At 49.0% G+C, this 18,188-nt stretch carries 15 protein-coding genes and 1 other annotated feature; all 15 genes read left to right on the top strand.

The window, feature by feature from the left end; translation table 11 throughout:
* Window positions 1-383: 50S ribosomal protein L11 (rplK, locus tag TY10_RS28210; RefSeq protein ID WP_042171471.1), on the top strand; the 383-nt coding region annotated here is incomplete at its 5' end.
* A gap of 147 nt (window positions 384-530) precedes the next feature.
* Window positions 531-1,223 (top strand): 50S ribosomal protein L1, encoded by a 693-nt coding sequence (gene rplA, locus TY10_RS28205; protein WP_042171469.1) that lies wholly within the window; start codon window positions 531-533, stop codon window positions 1,221-1,223.
* A gap of 12 nt (window positions 1,224-1,235) precedes the next feature.
* Window positions 1,236-1,404: a sequence feature (ribosomal protein L10 leader region), on the top strand.
* Window positions 1,405-1,463: 59 nt separating this feature from the next.
* Window positions 1,464-1,967: a 50S ribosomal protein L10 gene (rplJ, locus tag TY10_RS28200; protein ID WP_042171467.1), complete on the top strand. Its 504-nt coding sequence runs from the start codon at window positions 1,464-1,466 to the stop codon at window positions 1,965-1,967.
* Between the two features lie 99 nt (window positions 1,968-2,066).
* Entirely contained in the window at window positions 2,067-2,426 is a 360-nt protein-coding gene (gene rplL / locus TY10_RS28195; protein WP_042171466.1) for a 50S ribosomal protein L7/L12, read from the top strand.
* A gap of 141 nt (window positions 2,427-2,567) precedes the next feature.
* Window positions 2,568-3,188, top strand: a complete 621-nt coding sequence (locus TY10_RS28190) for a class I SAM-dependent methyltransferase (RefSeq protein ID WP_042171465.1) — start codon at window positions 2,568-2,570, stop codon at window positions 3,186-3,188.
* Window positions 3,189-3,485: 297 nt separating this feature from the next.
* A complete protein-coding gene (rpoB, locus tag TY10_RS32365; RefSeq protein ID WP_337588397.1) occupies window positions 3,486-5,720 on the top strand; it encodes a DNA-directed RNA polymerase subunit beta in 2,235 nt (744 codons plus the stop codon).
* Window positions 5,608-7,032: a DNA-directed RNA polymerase subunit beta gene (locus TY10_RS32360; protein ID WP_337588396.1), complete on the top strand. Its 1,425-nt coding sequence runs from the start codon at window positions 5,608-5,610 to the stop codon at window positions 7,030-7,032. The genes rpoB and TY10_RS32360 overlap by 113 nt, the downstream gene beginning before the upstream one ends.
* Window positions 7,033-7,124: 92 nt before the next feature.
* Window positions 7,125-10,748: a DNA-directed RNA polymerase subunit beta' gene (gene rpoC, locus TY10_RS28180; RefSeq protein WP_042171464.1), complete on the top strand. Its 3,624-nt coding sequence runs from the start codon at window positions 7,125-7,127 to the stop codon at window positions 10,746-10,748.
* Between the two features lie 251 nt (window positions 10,749-10,999).
* Window positions 11,000-11,230, top strand: coding sequence for a ribosomal L7Ae/L30e/S12e/Gadd45 family protein (locus TY10_RS28175; RefSeq protein WP_052350820.1), 231 nt, complete (start codon window positions 11,000-11,002; stop codon window positions 11,228-11,230).
* A gap of 256 nt (window positions 11,231-11,486) precedes the next feature.
* Window positions 11,487-11,906, top strand: coding sequence for a 30S ribosomal protein S12 (gene rpsL / locus TY10_RS28170; protein WP_042171462.1), 420 nt, complete (start codon window positions 11,487-11,489; stop codon window positions 11,904-11,906).
* Between the two features lie 74 nt (window positions 11,907-11,980).
* Window positions 11,981-12,451 (top strand): 30S ribosomal protein S7, encoded by a 471-nt coding sequence (gene rpsG, locus TY10_RS28165; protein WP_042171461.1) that lies wholly within the window; start codon window positions 11,981-11,983, stop codon window positions 12,449-12,451.
* A gap of 59 nt (window positions 12,452-12,510) precedes the next feature.
* Window positions 12,511-14,586: an elongation factor G gene (gene fusA / locus TY10_RS28160; RefSeq protein ID WP_042171460.1), complete on the top strand. Its 2,076-nt coding sequence runs from the start codon at window positions 12,511-12,513 to the stop codon at window positions 14,584-14,586.
* Window positions 14,587-14,708: 122 nt separating this feature from the next.
* On the top strand, window positions 14,709-15,899 hold the full coding sequence (tuf, locus tag TY10_RS28155; RefSeq protein ID WP_042171459.1) for an elongation factor Tu: 1,191 nt from the start codon (window positions 14,709-14,711) through the stop codon (window positions 15,897-15,899).
* Window positions 15,900-16,133: 234 nt separating this feature from the next.
* On the top strand, window positions 16,134-17,204 hold the full coding sequence (locus TY10_RS28150; RefSeq protein WP_042171457.1) for an ABC transporter substrate-binding protein: 1,071 nt from the start codon (window positions 16,134-16,136) through the stop codon (window positions 17,202-17,204).
* A gap of 67 nt (window positions 17,205-17,271) precedes the next feature.
* On the top strand, window positions 17,272-18,186 hold the full coding sequence (locus tag TY10_RS28145) for an ABC transporter permease (RefSeq protein ID WP_081735533.1): 915 nt from the start codon (window positions 17,272-17,274) through the stop codon (window positions 18,184-18,186).
* Window positions 18,187-18,188: the final 2 nt, after the last annotated feature.

Below are 18,188 nucleotides of genomic sequence, written 5' to 3'. Positions count from 1 at the left end.
CAGGTAAAGCGAACCCGGCTCCGCCGATCGGTCCAGCCCTTGGTCAAGCAGGCGTTAACATCATGGCATTCTGTAAAGAATTCAATGCTCGTACTGCAGATCAAGCTGGTTTGATTATTCCGGTAGTTATTTCAGTGTTTGAGGACCGTTCCTTTACGTTCGAGACTAAAACTCCGCCGGCAGCAGTATTGCTCCGCGTAGCAGCAGGCATCGAAAAAGGATCCGGCGAACCAAACAAGAAGAAAGTTGCTACGGTTAAACGCGATAAAGTTCGCGAAATCGCTGAGCAAAAAATGCCCGACTTGAATGCAGCTTCCGTCGAAGCAGCAATGCTTATGATTGAAGGTACTGCACGCAGCATGGGTGTAACAATCGTCGACTAATTGTCGCGGATATCGAGTGATTTTGGGTCTCCCAAAATACTGATGTCCAGATATCGAGTGATTTTGAGTCCCTCAAAATCCTGATGTCAAGTGGGAGGATCATTCCTAGGAGGATGCTCCGCTATACCACATAAGGAGGATAATACAATGGCTAAACATGGCAAGAAGTATCTGGAAGCTGCTAAGCTGATTGACAGCGAAGCAACTTATGAGCCGGATCAAGCGATTGAGCTTGTGAAAAAGGCTGCAACAGCAAAATTTGACGAATCCGTCGAAGTTGCTGTCCGTCTGGGTGTAGACCCGCGGAAACAAGACCAAGCAGTGCGTGGCGTAGTTGTACTTCCGCACGGTACTGGTAAAACAAAACGTGTTCTCGTATTCGCTAAAGGCGAAAAAGCAAAAGAAGCGGAAGCTGCTGGCGCTGACTTCGTAGGCGATGCAGACATGATCAACAAAATCCAACAAGGCTGGTTCGAATTCGACGTTTGCGTAGCAACGCCGGACATGATGGCTGAAGTTGGTAAATTGGGTCGTATCCTGGGTGGTAAAGGTCTCATGCCTAACCCTAAAGCAGGTACGGTAACCTTTGACGTGACGAAAGCCGTGCAAGAAATCAAAGCCGGTAAAATCGAATATCGTCTGGACAAAGCAGGTCAAATCCATGCGCCAATCGGTAAAGTATCCTTCGATGCTGAGAAACTCACTGAGAACCTCAAAGCATTGGTTGATGCTCTGAACCGTGCAAAACCGGCTGCAGCTAAAGGGGTTTACCTGAAAAACATCGCTGTTTCTTCGACAATGGGCCCAGGCGCTCGCGTCTCCACTGCGGTTTACCGCTAAGAAGAACGGTACTAAATTCGAATATGCATGCCGTAGACAGTAGGTGCCGCAGGGCTTAATTTCCTACCGAGGTGTTATGATAAAGTGTTTGTAAGCAGCTTGCCTTAACGGATTAAGCGGGTTAACGAACCATCATGGCCTTCGCAGTCTTAGTACGTGCGAAGGCTTTTCTTATGCCTTAAGGCTGAGAAAGCTCGTCGTAGTAAACGGGATGTACAACTATTACAGGAGGTGTACAGTTTGGCAAACGCAAAAATCATCCAAGAGAAACAACAAGCGGTTGAGACGATTTCGGCTAAGCTCCGCGAGAGCACTAGCACAGTCGTTGCCGATTATCGCGGATTGAACGTTGCGCAAGTTACCGAACTTCGCAAACAGCTGCGTGAAGCTGGTGTTGAGTTTCAAGTATTGAAAAACTCGCTCGTTCGCCGCGCAACTGAAGCTGCTGATTTGACAGAACTGAACGAGATTTTGGTTGGTCCTACAGCCATCGCGTTCGGCGGCGAAGATGCAGTCGCTCCAGCGAAAATCCTTAACGATTTCGCTAAAAAGAACGACGCTTTGAAACTTAAAGGCGGCGTTGTTGAAGGCAAAGTTGTAGGACATGAACAAATTAAAGCGTTGGCGGAACTTCCGTCCCGCGACGGTTTGCTCTCCATGCTCCTCAGCGTTCTGCAAGCTCCAGTTCGCAACTTCGCGCTTGCAGTTAAAGCAGTTGGCGAACAAAAAGAAGCTCAAGCTTAAGCTGTTTGAGTCTAGCAACGTCATAAATACCGGACGGCGGTTAACGCCGGCGGCGTAACAAACCAACAAAAAAACTAAACCATTTTCGGAGGTATAACCATGTCTAAAGAGCAAATCTTGGAAGCCATCAAAGTTATGACCGTTCTTGAACTGAACGATCTTGTTAAAGCAATCGAAGAAGAATTCGGCGTAACAGCTGCTGCACCAGTAGCAGTTGTAGCTGGCGGCGCTGCTGAAGCAGCTGAGCAATCCGAATTCGACGTAATCCTGACTAGCGCAGGCGCATCGAAAATCAACGTAATCAAAGTTGTTCGCGAAATCACAGGTCTTGGCCTGAAAGAAGCGAAAGACCTGGTTGACGGCGCTCCTAAAGCAATCAAAGAAAAAGTTGCTAAAGAAGAAGCAGAAGCAGTTAAAGCTAAGCTTGAAGAAGCTGGCGCAGCTGTAGAAGTGAAGTAATATCGCTTTAATCCTTTCGCGAGTGCGTGCTGGAAGCGGTGCGCGTTCGTGAAACATAACGGGCCCCTTGAAACGTCTTGTTTCAAGGGGTTCGTTGCATGTTGATGCGAACGATATGAAGCGGCAGGAGGAATACAGGAGATGTCGGACCACTATTACTCTCAGAAGCCGGGAGTGAAGCATAACCGTCAAGTTCATCAAGATGAGCTTCGCGGCTACACGCTGAAATTTGTGACGGATGCCGGTGTGTTCTCCAAATCCGGTGTCGATTATGGCAGCCGGGCGCTGTTGAATGCGTTGGAGCTTGCGCCTTCGGCCAATGTGCTCGATGTCGGATGCGGCTATGGACCAATCGGCCTTACAGCAGCCAGACTGGCTCCACAAGGCCGGATCACGATGATAGACATCAATGAAAGAGCAGTAGAGCTATCGAAGGAGAATGCGGCTCTAAACGGCATATCCAATGTCGAGGTGCTGCAGAGCGATCTCTATGAATCGGTAGGAGGCAGAAGCTTTGACGTCATCCTGACGAATCCCCCGATTCGGGCAGGCAAAGCGACCGTGCACCGCATTTTTGAAGAGGGCTATGAGCTTCTAGTGCCTGGCGGAACGATGTGGGTTGTTATTCAGAAGAAGCAAGGAGCTCCCTCTGCGGAAGCGAAATTGCAGTCATTGTTTGAAGAAGTAGAAGAGGTTTCCAAGGACAAAGGCTACCGGATTTATATGGCAAAAAAAGTAGGGATGTCTGTCTTCTTGACTTGACATTCCGGTTATGGTAATATTATAAAATGTCAGCATTAAATTGGGCTCAATCTCTTTAGTCAACTAAAATGTCAAGCGTGAATTTTTAGCGCGAAATGAATAAATAAAACACGTTTGACGTATAATGTTTACATTTTGGGCAAAATTACTTGATATGGAACCATTACGCCCGCGCTGCGTTTGGTTGACTGCCGGAACATGCTCTTTTTTCGAACTATATTCGATAAGGGCTTTTCTTTATTTGAATTGACGCAGTGATATCGATGCTGTGAGACAGACATGAGGGGTGAGGTTAAGTTGGCAGGACAACTTGTTCAGTATGGTCGGCGCACGCGGAGAAGTTACGCCCGGATCAACGAGGTGCTGGAAGTCCCGAACCTGATTGAAATCCAACAAAAATCGTACGAAAAGTTTTTGGACAACGACTTGCTTGAGTTGTTCCAGGACATTTCGCCGATTCAGGACTTTACGGGAAATCTATCGCTTGAGTTTATCGACTATAGCTTGGGCGAACCGAAATATTCGGTCGATGAATCAAAGGAACGCGATGTAACGTATGCGGCTCCGCTGCGCGTTAAAGTACGGCTCTTTAATAAGGAAACCGGCGAAGTGAAAGAGCAGGAAGTGTTTATGGGTGACTTCCCTCTTATGACCGAGACCGGCACCTTTATTATTAATGGTGCGGAACGCGTTATTGTCAGCCAGTTGGTGCGATCCCCAAGTGTGTACTTCAGCACGAAGGTTGATAAGAACGGTAAGAAAACATACACGGCGACGGTTATTCCGAATCGTGGAGCATGGCTGGAGCTCGAGACGGATGCCAAGGACATTATTTACGTTCGGATCGACCGCACCCGGAAAATCCCGGTTACGGTGCTTTTGCGTGCTCTAGGCTTTGGCACTGACGCTGAAATTCTCGAATTGCTAGGGCATGACGAGTATATTCGCAACACGCTGGACAAAGACAATACGGATTCGACAGAGAAAGCGCTGATCGAAATCTACGAGCGTCTTCGTCCGGGCGAGCCGCCAACTTTGGATAATGCGAAGAGCTTGCTGGTAGCTCGTTTCTTCGATCCAAAGCGTTACGATCTGGCGAATGTCGGTCGTTACAAAATCAACAAAAAGCTTCATATCAAAAACCGTTTGTTCAACCAGCGCCTTGCAGAGACGCTTGTTGATCCGGGAACGGGCGAGATTATCGCTGAATCAGGCCAAGTGATCGACCGCCGCCTGTTAGACGATATCCTCGACAAGCTGGAGAAGAACGTCGGCTTCAAGACTTATCATGTTGCCAACGGCGTATTGGATGCAGATAGTATTCCACTGCAAACGATCAGCGTATTCTCACCGCTTGATGATGCGAAGGTGATTAAGGTCATCTCCAACGGCATCATTGACAAAACGGTTAAAAATATTACACCTGCGGACATCATTTCGTCCATTAACTATTTCATCAATCTCTTGCACGGAGTCGGAAGCACGGACGATATCGACCATCTCGGCAACCGCCGTTTGCGTTCGGTAGGCGAGCTTCTGCAGAACCAGTTCCGTATCGGCTTGTCCCGTATGGAGCGCGTTGTACGCGAGAGAATGTCGATTCAGGATGCGAATGCAATCACGCCTCAGGCTTTGATCAATATCCGGCCTGTTATCGCATCGATTAAAGAGTTCTTCGGTTCGTCGCAGCTGTCGCAGTTTATGGACCAAACGAATCCGCTTGCTGAACTGACGCACAAACGTCGTCTGTCCGCACTCGGACCGGGCGGTTTGACGCGTGAGCGCGCCGGCTTTGAAGTCCGTGACGTCCATCACTCCCACTATGGGCGGATGTGTCCGATCGAGACGCCAGAGGGACCGAACATCGGTCTGATCAACTCCTTGTCATCGTTCGCACGAATCAATGAGTATGGCTTCATTGAGGCTCCATACCGTTGGGTTGATCCGAAGACGGGTGTTGTAACCGAGCAGATCTCGTATATGACTGCCGACGAAGAAGACAACTATGTTATCGGTCAGGCAAATGCTAATCTGACAGAAGACAGTCGCTTCGAAGACGAAAGTCAGATCGTTCGTTACAATAAGCAAGCCGATAATATACTGACCATGCCATCGGATCGCGTCGATTACATGGACGTATCGCCGAAACAGGTCGTGTCCGTTGCGACGGCGCTCATTCCGTTCTTGGAAAACGATGACTCCAACCGTGCCCTGATGGGATCGAACATGCAGCGGCAAGCAGTTCCGCTGTTGATTCCTAAGGCGCCGCTTGTCGGCACAGGAATGGAGCACAAGGCTGCGAAAGATTCTGGCGTGTGTATCGTATCCAAGTTCGATGGTGTTATCGAACGCGTATCGGCCAACGAAATTTGGCTGCGTCGCATTGAACTGCTTGACGGAAAACCTGTTACAGGCGACCTTGTCAAACACAAGCTGCACAAATTTACACGTTCCAACCAAGGAACTTGCATCAACCAGCGTCCAATCGTCCGTAAGGGCGACGTTATCCAAAAAAGGCGACATTCTTGCTGACGGTCCATCGACCGAGCAAGGCGAATTGGCTCTTGGCCGCAACGTAGTCGTTGCTTTCATGACTTGGGAAGGCTACAACTACGAGGATGCTATTCTTCTTAGCGAGAAACTGGTTAAAGAAGACGTGTACACTTCTATTCATATTGAAGAATATGAATCTGAAGCTCGTGATACGAAGCTTGGACCGGAAGAAATTACGCGCGACATTCCGAACGTCGGCGAAGAAGCACTCAAAAACCTTGACGAGCGCGGCATTATCCGCGTAGGCGCTGAGATTGGCGCAGGCGATATCCTTGTCGGCAAAGTAACGCCTAAAGGCGTAACAGAGCTGACAGCGGAAGAGCGGCTGCTCCACGCGATCTTCGGCGAGAAGGCCCGCGAGGTTCGCGACACTTCGCTCCGCGTGCCTCACGGTACGGACGGCATTGTCGTTGACGTTAAAGTGTTTACCCGTGAGAATGGCGATGAACTGCCTCCAGGCGTTAATCAGCTCGTTCGTGTATATATTGCTCAAAAACGGAAAATTTCCGAAGGCGACAAAATGGCAGGACGTCACGGCAACAAAGGGGTTATCGCCCGCATTATGCCGGAGGAAGATATGCCATTCCTGCCGGACGGCACCCCTGTTGAAATCGTATTGAACCCGCTGGGCGTACCTTCGCGGATGAACATCGGGCAAGTGCTCGAGGTCCATCTGGGCATGGCCTGCAAACAGCTCGGACTTCATGCCGCAACGCCGGTATTCGACGGCGCGCGCGAGTATGACGTATTCGATACGATGGAAGAAGCCGGCATGCAGCGCAACGGCAAAACGGTCTTGTATGACGGACGTACGGGCGAGTCCTTCGAACGTGAAGTTACGGTCGGCGTCATGTACATGATCAAGCTCGCGCACATGGTTGACGATAAAATCCACGCCCGTTCTACGGGTCCTTACTCACTCGTTACGCAGCAGCCACTCGGCGGTAAAGCCCAGTTCGGCGGCCAGCGCTTCGGGGAGATGGAAGTATGGGCGCTTGAAGCCTACGGCGCAGCCTATACGCTTCAAGAGATTCTTACAGTCAAATCCGATGACGTTGTCGGCCGGGTTAAGACGTATGAATCGATCGTCAAAGGCGAGAACGTGCCGGAGCCAGGCGTTCCGGAATCGTTTAAGGTATTGATCAAAGAGCTTCAATCTCTCGGCATGGACGTTAAGATCTTGACGGAGAATGAAGAAGAGATCGAAATGAAAGAAATGGATGACGAGGATGAGGGTGCAGGCGATAAGCTGAACCTGAATCTTGAAGGCTCAGAAATGGGCGCTGAATAAAAATGACCAAGGCTGCTCGTCCCGCTTGATGCGCGGACGTGCAGCCGCTAATTTGCACGACATAGCCATACATGACGAAGGAGGGTTGCTCCTTGTTGGACGTGAACAACTTCGAGTATATGAAAATCGGGCTTGCCTCGCCGGATAAAATTCGTTCTTGGTCCCGCGGAGAAGTCAAAAAACCGGAGACGATCAACTATAGGACTTTAAAACCGGAGAAGGAAGGCCTCTTCTGCGAAAAAATCTTTGGACCAACCAAAGACTGGGAATGCCATTGCGGCAAGTACAAACGTGTACGTTACAAAGGCGTTGTCTGCGATCGCTGCGGCGTTGAAGTAACTCGCGCGAAAGTACGCCGCGAGCGTATGGGCCATATTGAATTGGCTGCTCCTGTATCGCATATCTGGTATTTTAAAGGGATTCCGAGCCGTATGGGCTTGGCTTTGGATATGTCGCCTCGTTCGCTTGAGGAAATTATCTACTTTGCATCCTATGTTGTAACGGACCCAGGCGAGACGCCTTTGGAGAAGAAACAACTGTTGTCGGAGAAAGAATACCGCAGCTATCGTGAGAAATATGGCTACGGATTCCAAGCCGGCATGGGTGCCGAAGCAGTCAAAAAGCTGCTGCAGGATATCGACGTGGAGAAAGAGCTTGAGACGCTGAAGGAAGAGCTGCGCACTGCACAAGGGCAACGCCGTAACCGTGCGATCAAGCGTCTGGAAGTCATTGAAGCATTCCGTAACTCTGGCAATGAGCCGGAGTGGATGATTCTTGACGTGCTTCCGGTTATTCCTCCGGAGCTTCGTCCAATGGTTCAGCTCGACGGCGGCCGTTTTGCAACGTCCGACTTGAATGACCTGTACCGTCGCGTAATTAACCGGAACAACCGTCTTAAGCGTTTGCTTGATCTTGGCGCTCCTGACATCATCGTACAAAATGAGAAACGGATGCTTCAAGAAGCCGTTGACGCCTTGATCGACAATGGCCGTCGCGGTCGTCCAGTTACAGGACCAGGCAACCGTCCATTGAAATCTCTCAGCCATATGCTGAAGGGTAAACAAGGCCGTTTCCGTCAGAACTTGCTCGGCAAACGGGTTGACTACTCCGGTCGTTCGGTTATCGTTGTTGGACCGAACCTGAAGATGTTCCAATGCGGACTTCCGAAGGAAATGGCGTTGGAGCTGTTCAAGCCATTCGTTATGAAGGAGCTTGTCAACAAAGGTCTTGCTCATAACATTAAAAGTGCGAAGCGCAAGGTTGAGCGCGTAAGCCCTGAAGTTTGGGATGTACTCGAAGAAGTCATCAAGGAGCATCCGGTTCTGCTGAACCGTGCACCGACCCTTCACCGTCTCGGCATCCAGGCGTTTGAGCCGATCCTTGTGGAAGGCCGCGCTATCAAGCTTCACCCGCTCGTATGTACGGCATACAACGCGGACTTTGACGGTGACCAAATGGCCGTTCACGTACCGTTATCTGCTGAGGCTCAAACGGAAGCACGTCTGCTTATGCTTGCATCGGGCAACATTTTGAACCCGAAAGACGGCAAACCGGTCGTTACACCATCGCAGGATATGGTTCTCGGATCATTCTACCTGACGATGGACAACAAAGAGGCGAAAGGAAGCGGTTCTGTATTTGCTTCGGTTAACGAAGCGATCTCCGCTTATCAGCGCAGCATCGTTTCGCTGCATGCCCGCATCTTCATACCGGCTCGCGTCTTGAAGAAAACAAACTTTACGGAAAAACAACAGGATTCGCTCATTTGTACAACTGTTGGTAAAGTTATTTTCAACGAAATTTATCCGGAGGATTTCCCTTACATCAACGAAGCAACTAAAGCTAACTTGTTGTACGGGACGCCTGACAAATATTTCGTCTATGACAAGGGCAGCGATCTGAACAAGTTCATGGATGAGCTTCCAATTGCCGGCGGCGTAGGTAAAGAGTATTTGGGCAACATCATCGGCGAATGCTTCCGTATTTACCATACGACATTGACGTCGGTCATCCTTGACCGTATTAAGCAGCTTGGCTTCACCTATTCGACTCGTGCGGGTATCTCGGTTGCGGTATCAGACGTTATTGTTCCAGAAGAAAAAGTTCAAATTCTGAAGGAATCCGACGCTAAGGTAGCGGTTGTTATGAACCAGTACCGCCGTGGTCTGATTACGAACGAAGAGCGCTATGACCGTGTAATCGAGATCTGGAGTAAATCGAAAGATCAGATTACCGAAATTCTCATGAGATCGATGGATCGTTACAACTCTATCATGCTCATGGTCGACTCCAAAGCGCGGGGTAACAAATCGCAGATCGCTCAACTCGGCGGTATGCGTGGTCTGATGGCCAACCCATCTGGTCGGATTATTGAGTTGCCAATTAAATCGAACTTCCGTGAAGGCCTCACCGTCCTCGAGTACTTTATCTCGACCCACGGTGCCCGTAAAGGTCTGGCCGATACGGCGCTTCGTACTGCTGACTCGGGTTACTTGACCCGTCGTCTCGTAGACGTAGCACAGGACGTAATCGTTCGCGAAGATGATTGTGGAACGGATAAAGGCTTTACCGTCAGCAAAATTCAAGACGGCAAAGAGGTTATCGAGGATCTGTACGACCGTATCGAAGGCCGCTATTCGTTCGAGACGATTCGTCACCCTCAAACAGGTGAGGTTATCGTTAAGAAAAGTGAGCTGATCGACTCGGGCAAAGCGGACGCGATCATCAACGCAGGTATCGAGAAGCTGCAAATTCGTTCCGTCCTTAGCTGCCGCGCCCGTCACGGCGTCTGCAAAATTTGCTATGGCCGCAACCTGGCGACCGGCAAACATGTGGAAATCGGCGAAGCGGTTGGTATTATTGCAGCACAATCGATCGGCGAGCCAGGAACACAGCTCACCATGCGTACGTTCCATACCGGCGGTGTAGCCGGCGACGATATTACGCAAGGTTTGCCGCGTATCCAGGAGTTGTTCGAGGCGCGTAATCCGAAAGGTCAAGCGATCATTACGGAGCTTGACGGCGTCGTGAAAGAAATTCGCGAAGCGAAAGACCGCCGCGAAATTGAAATTCAAGGCGAAGCAGAGTCCAAAGTGTATGCAATCACTTACGGCTCGCGTATCCGCGTTACGGAAGGCCAGCATATTGAAGCCGGCGATGAGCTGACGGATGGTTCGATTGATCCGAAAGACATGCTGCGCATCAAAGGCATCCGCGGCGTACAAAACTATATTTTGCAGGAAGTACAACGCGTATATCGGAACCAAGGCGTAGAAATCAATGATAAACACGTCGAGGTTGTCGTTAAGCAAATGCTCCGCAAAATCCGTATCGTAGATGCTGGCGACACGACGCTGCTTCCTGGCGCGTTCGTTGACATCCATGAATATGAATCTCAGAACCGCGATGCGATTCTTTCCGGACATGAGCCGGCAGTCGCTAAGCCAGTCCTGCTCGGTATTACGAAAGCGTCCCTGGAGACTGACTCCTTCTTGTCGGCAGCATCTTTCCAAGAGACGACTCGCGTATTGACTGATGCAGCGATCAAAGGCAAAGTGGACCAATTGCTCGGTCTGAAAGAGAACGTTATTATCGGTAAGCTGATTCCAGCCGGTACTGGCATGACTCGCTACCGCAACATCAAACTCGTTGGCTTAGAAGACGAGGACGTTGCAGAGCAGGGCGAAGTGGAATCAGAAGCCGTTGCGATTGAATAGGTAAGATAGATTCACCTTTTGTATAAAGCTCTGGATAAAGGGCGAGATATCCGCTGCGAGGGCATGAGCCTAGCTGCGGGTATCCGCTCTTTTTATGAGTGAATGAGCTTTCGGCATGTTCGAAAAAGGCTTAAGAAAAGTTTAACAACTTTCATGAAGCCGTAGTTGCTTGACACAGGCTGTTCAAGGTGATACTATATCGAAGTGTGCCTAATTGTGTGACGTGTCTTCCGATAAGGAAAGGTGATTTCATGCAGTTTAAGGTTGGCGCGAAACAGACGACGAAGATGCTTGAGCAGCATAAAGCAGTCGAAGTCTATATTGCCCGTGATGCAGATCCTCGGATGAAAGAGAAGATTGTTCATCTGTGTGAGAGGTTGGGTGTACCGATTCGGTGGGCCGACACGATGGAGAGCCTTGGGGAAACCTGCGGCATTGACGTCGGTGCTGCAACTGCAGCGCTTGTCCCTGATGGTGAATAAATGAATTATTATTTTTGCTGGTGTAGTTTGCAAGAAGTAGACCGGCAGAAATTTTCTTTTGTTCTTTTACGAACCACCTGGATCTGTGGGCTTAAAGTAGGGTGTAATGTCTTGCCATAAGCGTGACGGCTTTCGTTAACCTTTGGTAAACAAAGTTCGTTTCGCGAAGAAATACAAGTATTTTTTTGTAAGTGAATAGCTTATTGAATTCTTGTATTTTTAAATAAGACATGAATCATGGGAAGGGGGTGGCAACATGCCAACAATTAACCAGCTCGTCCGCAAAGGACGTCAAGCTAAAGTCGTAAAATCGAAATCGCCTGCTTTGCAAAAAGGCTACAATGCCCTGAAACGTGAAGCTACGAACATCAGCGCTCCGCAAAAACGCGGTGTGTGCACTCGTGTAGGTACGATGACTCCGAAAAAACCGAACTCCGCGCTTCGTAAATACGCACGTGTGCGTCTGACGAACAAAGTAGAGGTAACGGCTTACATTCCGGGTATCGGACACAACCTGCAAGAGCACAGTGTCGTACTGATCCGTGGCGGTCGTGTAAAAGACCTTCCGGGCGTACGTTACCATATCGTTCGCGGCGCATTGGATACAGCGGGTGTTAACAACCGCGGTCAATCCCGTTCGAAATACGGTACTAAACGTCCAAAAGTTAAAAAATAAGTTGGATACACCCGCTCGGGTGAGCCAATTGCAAATGCAAGCTAAACGACTATGAAAGAAAGGGGGACTTTCTCATGCCACGCAAAGGTCCTGTAACAAAACGCGATGTATTGCCGGATCCGGTGTACAATAGCAAATTGGTAACTCGTCTGATCAACCGTATTATGATCGACGGCAAACGCGGCGTTGCACAAACGTTGCTGTATGATGCATTCACGCTGATCCAAGAACGCACGGGTAAAGATCCGATGGAAGTGTTCGAAGCAGCATTGAAAAACATCATGCCTGTACTTGAGGTTAAAGCTCGCCGTGTTGGCGGCGCTAACTATCAAGTGCCGATCGAGGTTAAACCAGAGCGTCGTACGTCGCTTGGTCTCCGTTGGCTCGTGAACTACTCACGTAACCGCGGTGAAAAAACGATGGAAGAACGTCTGGCTGCTGAAATCATCGATGCTTCCAATAACACTGGCGCATCTGTGAAGAAACGCGAAGACACGCACAAAATGGCAGAAGCGAACAAAGCGTTTGCTCACTACCGTTGGTAGAATCATAATACAAAGATCGATTGCCGAGATAATCTCGCAATTCGAAAGGAGACAAATTCATGTCAAGAGAGTTCTCCTTGAATAATACGCGTAACATCGGGATTATGGCGCATATTGACGCTGGTAAAACCACGACTACTGAACGGATTCTGTTCTTCACGGGCCGTACCCACAAAATTGGCGAAGTGCATGAAGGCGCTGCGACAATGGACTGGATGGAACAAGAACAAGAACGCGGTATTACGATTACGTCTGCCGCGACGACCGCTCAATGGAAGGGTCACCGCATTAATATTATCGACACCCCGGGACACGTTGACTTCACAGTAGAAGTTGAACGTTCCCTGCGCGTATTGGACGGGGCCGTTGGCGTTTTCAGTGCAAAAGAGGGCGTTGAGCCTCAATCTGAAACCGTATGGCGTCAAGCTGACCGTTACGGCGTTCCTCGGATCGCTTACATCAACAAGATGGATATCATCGGTGCAGACTATCTGAATGTTATTAAAGACATGCGTGAGCGTCTGCAAGCTAATGCAGTTGCCATTCAGCTTCCTATCGGTGCTGAATCCGACTTCGTTGGTGTTATCGACATCGTTGAGCGCGTTGCTTACAAATACGTAGATGATCTCGGGAAAGATCCTGAGAAAATCGAAATTCCTGCTCAATATGCAGACCAAGTTGAAGAACTTCGTCTGGAACTTGTTGAGAAGGTTGCAGAATTGGATGAAGAGCTGACAATGAAGTATCTGGAAGGTGAAGAAATCACTGTTGCAGAACTGAAAGCAGCACTCCGCAAAGGTGTTTGCGAAGTTAAAATCTTCCCGGTTGTTGCAGGTTCCTCTTACCGTAACAAAGGTGTTCAATTGGTATTGGATGCAGTTGTCGATTACCTGCCGTCGCCGCTTGACGTACCAGCAATCAAAGGTACGCTTGAAGACGGTGAAGAAGGCGTACGTCCTTCTTCCGACACAGAGCCGTTCGCAGCTCTTGCATTCAAAATCATGACTGACCCTTATGTTGGTAAGCTGACGTTCTTCCGTGTGTACTCGGGCGTCCTGAAATCCGGTTCGTATGTTCTGAATGCAACAAAGAACAAACGTGAGCGGATTGGCCGGATTCTGCAAATGCACGCGAACAGCCGTCAAGAGATTTCCGAAGTGTATTCCGGCGACATCGCCGCTGCAGTTGGTCTGAAAGATACAACTACAGGTGATACACTTTGCGAAGAGAAGTTCCCGATCGTTCTCGAATCGATGAACTTCCCTGATCCGGTTATCTCGGTTGCTATCGAACCAAAAACGAAAGCAGACCAAGATAAACTCGGTATCGCAATCTCGAAGCTTGCTGAAGAAGATCCAACATTCCGTGCTCATACGGATGAAGAAACGAACCAAACGATCATTTCGGGTATGGGTGAGCTTCACCTTGAAATCCTGGTTGACCGTATGCTTCGCGAATTCAAAGTTGAGACGAACGTTGGTAAACCGCAGGTTGCTTATCGTGAAACATTCCGTGAAGCAGCGAAAGTGGAAGGCAAGTTCGTTCGTCAATCCGGCGGTAAAGGTCAATTTGGCCATTGCTGGGTTGAGTTCATTCCACAAGAGCCAGGCGCCGGATTTGTTTTCGAAAACAAAACAGTGGGCGGATCTATTCCGCGCGAATTTATTGCTCCTATCCAAGCGGGTATCGAGGAATCAATGAAGAACGGCGTTATTGCCGGCTTCCCACTCGTTGACGTGAAAGCAATCGTATTCGACGGATCGTACCATGACGTTGACTCCTCAGAGATGGCGTTCAAAATCGCTGGATCGATGGCGCTTAAAGCAGCTAAAGAAAAGTGTAAACCTGTCCTGCTTGAGCCAATCATGAAAGTTGAAGTTACGGTTCCGGAAGAGTACATGGGCGACGTAATGGGTATGCTGAACTCCCGTCGTGGTCGTATCGAAGGTATGGATACTCGCGCAGGCGCGCAAATTATCCGTGCTAAGGTACCTTTGGCTGAGATGTTTGGTTACTCCACGACTCTTCGTTCGGGTACACAAGGCCGCGGCGTATTCTCCATGGAGCTTTCGCACTATGAAGAAGTACCGCGCAACATCTCTGAAGAAATCATTTCCAAAAGCAAAGGCGCTTAATTCAATAGAATATAGCGTTGCTTGAACCTTCGGGTTGCTTTGGTCGACATCTTCACTTGCCCGGCAAGCGGAGATTCGGCCCACACATAAAACTTTAGTTATATTAAGGAGGATTAAGTTCAATGGCAAAGGCTAAATTTGAACGTAACAAACCGCACGTTAATATCGGTACTATCGGTCACGTCGACCATGGTAAAACGACTCTGACTGCAGCTATCACCACTGTACTTTCCAAAAAATACGGCGGCGCGGCAATCGCATTCGACCAAATCGACAAAGCTCCAGAAGAGCGCGAGCGTGGTATCACAATCTCGACAGCTCACGTTGAGTATGAGACTCCTAACCGTCACTACGCTCACGTTGACTGCCCTGGTCACGCCGACTATGTTAAAAACATGATCACTGGTGCTGCTCAAATGGACGGCGCAATCCTGGTTGTATCCGCAGCTGACGGCCCTATGCCGCAAACTCGCGAGCACATCCTGTTGTCCCGCCAAGTAGGCGTACCTTACATCGTTGTATTCCTGAACAAATGCGACATGGTTGAAGACGAAGAGCTTCTTGAACTGGTTGAGATGGAAGTTCGCGACCTTCTTTCCGAGTATGAGTTCCCAGGCGACGACACTCCAATCATCCGTGGCGCAGCGCGTGAAGCTCTGCAAAACCCAGATGGTCCTTGGGCTGACAAAATCGTTGAGCTGTTCGAGCAAGTGGATGCTTACATCCCAACTCCAGAGCGCGACACTGCTAAGCCTTTCCTGATGCCTGTCGAGGACGTGTTCACAATCACTGGTCGTGGTACAGTTGCAACTGGCCGTATCGATCGTGGTGTGGTTAAAGTCGGCGACGAGATCGAAATCGTTGGTCTGGCTGAAGAAACTCGCAAATCCGTTGTTACGGGCGTAGAAATGTTCCGTAAATTGATGGATTCCGCTCAAGCGGGCGACAACATCGGCGCACTGCTTCGTGGTGTTGACCGTAAAGATATCGAGCGTGGACAAGTATTGGCTAAACCAGCTTCGGTTAAACCACACACTAACTTCACAGCTCAAATCTACGTTCTGACTAAAGAAGAGGGCGGACGTCACAAACCTTTCTTCACAGGTTACCGTCCACAGTTCTACTTCCGTACAACTGACGTTACAGGTATCATCAACCTGCCAGAAGGCACTGAGATGGTTATGCCTGGCGACAACATCACAGTTACAGTTGAACTGATCGCTCCAATCGCGGTTGAAGAAGGCACTCGCTTCTCCATCCGTGAAGGCGGCCGTACTGTAGGCGCTGGCGCTGTAGCAACTATCCAAAAATAATTCCACGCGGCTTTAAGCCGCATTGGAATACAAGAAGGCTATTCCGGGCTTGCTCGGGATAGCCTTTTTTTGTTAATTTTTACTCTAACATAATCATTGACATGACTAAATGACGCATTTACTATAAAACTAATATTGTCGACAATTTTTTAGAGATGACAAGTCTTCCGGATTTACTTTATCGAGATCGGGAAATAATTTCGTCGGCAAAGAGATGAGAGGGGTAATACAATAATGAAGATGAAATGGCTGGTACCGCTTGCGCTGGTCCTGCTGCTGGTTGTCTCGGCATGCGGAAGCAAACCGGAGAATAACACATCGGGCGGAAACAATGGATCCACAGGTACAGAAAATAGCGGTTCAGAAACGCCAACGGATAGCAAAAAGTATAAAGTATCGATCTCCCAAATCGTAGAGCACCCGTCCCTTGATGCAACAAGAGAAGGTTTTCTTGCAGCATTAAAGGATGCAGGCTTTGTTGAAGGCGACAATTTGACTGTAGACTTCAATACGGCTCAAGGCGATATGACGAATAACTCCTCGATTGCTTCTAAAATCGCTGGTGCAAAAGCGGACCTGGCTTTGGGTATCGCAACGCCATCTGCTCAAGCGCTCGTTCAAGCCTATGACAAAGCGGGCAACAAAAGTCCCGTTCTGTTCGCAGCAGTAACAGATCCGCTTGATGCTAAGCTGGTTTCGAACCTTGACGCTCCTGGCGGCAACATTACAGGTGCATCTGACACGAACCCGGACGCGATCGTTCAATTGATGGACTTTATTGCAGCCAATTTCCCGGATGTGAAAAAAGTTGGTATCGTTATTAACAAAGGCGAACCAAATGCTGTTGTTATGACAGCAAATGCAAAGCAGGCGCTGGCTAAACATAATATTGAATTGATTGAAGCTCCTGTTACGAATACATCTGAAGTAAAACAAGCGGGTGAATCGCTAATCGGCAAAGTGGATGCAATGTTCATTACGCTCGATAATGTTGTTGTCTCAGGCGTTGAATCGTTGCTGCAACTTGCGAAGGACAATAAAATTCCATTCTTCTCCAGTGATCGCGATACAGTTGAGAAGGGCGCTTTTGCAACAGTCGGCTTCAAATATTATGATCATGGTTATCAAGTAGGCCAAATGGCTGCTGAGATTTTGAAAGGCAAAAATCCGGGCGAAATGAAAGTTACTGTGCCGGACAAGCTGGATCTTATCCTTAATTTGAAAGCTGCAGCTGGCATGGGCATCACGGTTACTGATGCAATGAAAGCTGGGGTCAAGGATCCTGCTAACAATATTATCGAATAATAAAGATGAGACGGGGTGAACGCTCCTTGTGTTCACCCTTTTTTCTATTCCTTAAGGAGGTGCCCCGGTGCCAGTATGGTTAAATGGCGCGCTCGAGCTTGGCTTGCTTTACTCGCTAATGGCTCTAGGTGTCTATATTACATTTCGCATCCTGGATTTTCCCGATCTTACGGTCGACGCAAGCTTTACGACTGGAGCAGGGGTAGCAGCAGTTCTAATTACGAACGGCACTTCGCCTTGGCTGGCTTGCCTTGCGGCATTTGGCGCCGGAGCTGTCGCAGGCGCAATTACAGGTTTATTGCATACAAAAGGCAAAATTAACGGTCTGCTGTCCGGTATTATTATGATGATTGCTCTATATTCCATTAATATGAGAATTATGGGCAAGCCGAACATCGGTCTTATGGGTACCGATATAACGACTGTTTTCTCCAGTATGAAGGTTCTTGTATTAATGCCGTTTATCGTCGTTCTATTGAAAGTATTGCTGGATCTGTTCTTTAAAACGGATCTGGGGCTTAGTCTGCGTGCAACCGGCGACAATGAACGCATGATTCGGAGCTTCGGAACCAATACCGACAATACGAAAATTCTTGGTATCGCGCTATCGAATGGACTAGTCGCTTTATCCGGATCATTCGTGGCGCAGCAGAGCGGCTATGCAGATATTTCGATGGGGGTCGGTATGATCGTAATCGGTCTGGCATCCGTTATTATCGGGGAAGCGCTGTTTGGTGCAAAATCCGTATTCCGCGCAACGCTGGCGGTTATTCTGGGATCGATCGTCTACCGCATTATTATTGGTCTGGCGTATCAGAGTGATTTCCTCGAAGCTTCCGACTTGAAGCTCATAACAGCGGTAATCGTTATTGTCGCTCTCGTCTTCCCTTCCATGCAGAAATCGTGGAAGCAGAAGAGCTTGGCACGCAAGCGCACCGCTGAAATTCTAGGCGGGAACGGACAGAAAGGGGGAGGACGCTGATG

The organism is Paenibacillus gorillae, from assembly GCF_000513275.1.
In the GTDB taxonomy this organism is placed as follows: domain Bacteria; phylum Bacillota; class Bacilli; order Paenibacillales; family Paenibacillaceae; genus Pristimantibacillus; species Pristimantibacillus gorillae.
Note: the sequence above shows the minus strand (reverse complement) of the source record. Positions and strands in the feature narration are given on the sequence as shown.

Coding starts and splice junctions, on each gene's coding strand:
- TY10_RS28190 (WP_042171465.1), top strand. CDS start 2,568: ATGTCGGACCACTATTACTCTCAGAAGCCGGGAGTGAAGCATAACCGT.
- TY10_RS28150 (WP_042171457.1), top strand. CDS start 16,134: ATGAAGATGAAATGGCTGGTACCGCTTGCGCTGGTCCTGCTGCTGGTT.
- tuf (WP_042171459.1), top strand. CDS start 14,709: ATGGCAAAGGCTAAATTTGAACGTAACAAACCGCACGTTAATATCGGT.
- rpsL (WP_042171462.1), top strand. CDS start 11,487: ATGCCAACAATTAACCAGCTCGTCCGCAAAGGACGTCAAGCTAAAGTC.
- rplL (WP_042171466.1), top strand. CDS start 2,067: ATGTCTAAAGAGCAAATCTTGGAAGCCATCAAAGTTATGACCGTTCTT.
- fusA (WP_042171460.1), top strand. CDS start 12,511: ATGTCAAGAGAGTTCTCCTTGAATAATACGCGTAACATCGGGATTATG.
- rplA (WP_042171469.1), top strand. CDS start 531: ATGGCTAAACATGGCAAGAAGTATCTGGAAGCTGCTAAGCTGATTGAC.
- TY10_RS28175 (WP_052350820.1), top strand. CDS start 11,000: ATGCAGTTTAAGGTTGGCGCGAAACAGACGACGAAGATGCTTGAGCAG.
- rpsG (WP_042171461.1), top strand. CDS start 11,981: ATGCCACGCAAAGGTCCTGTAACAAAACGCGATGTATTGCCGGATCCG.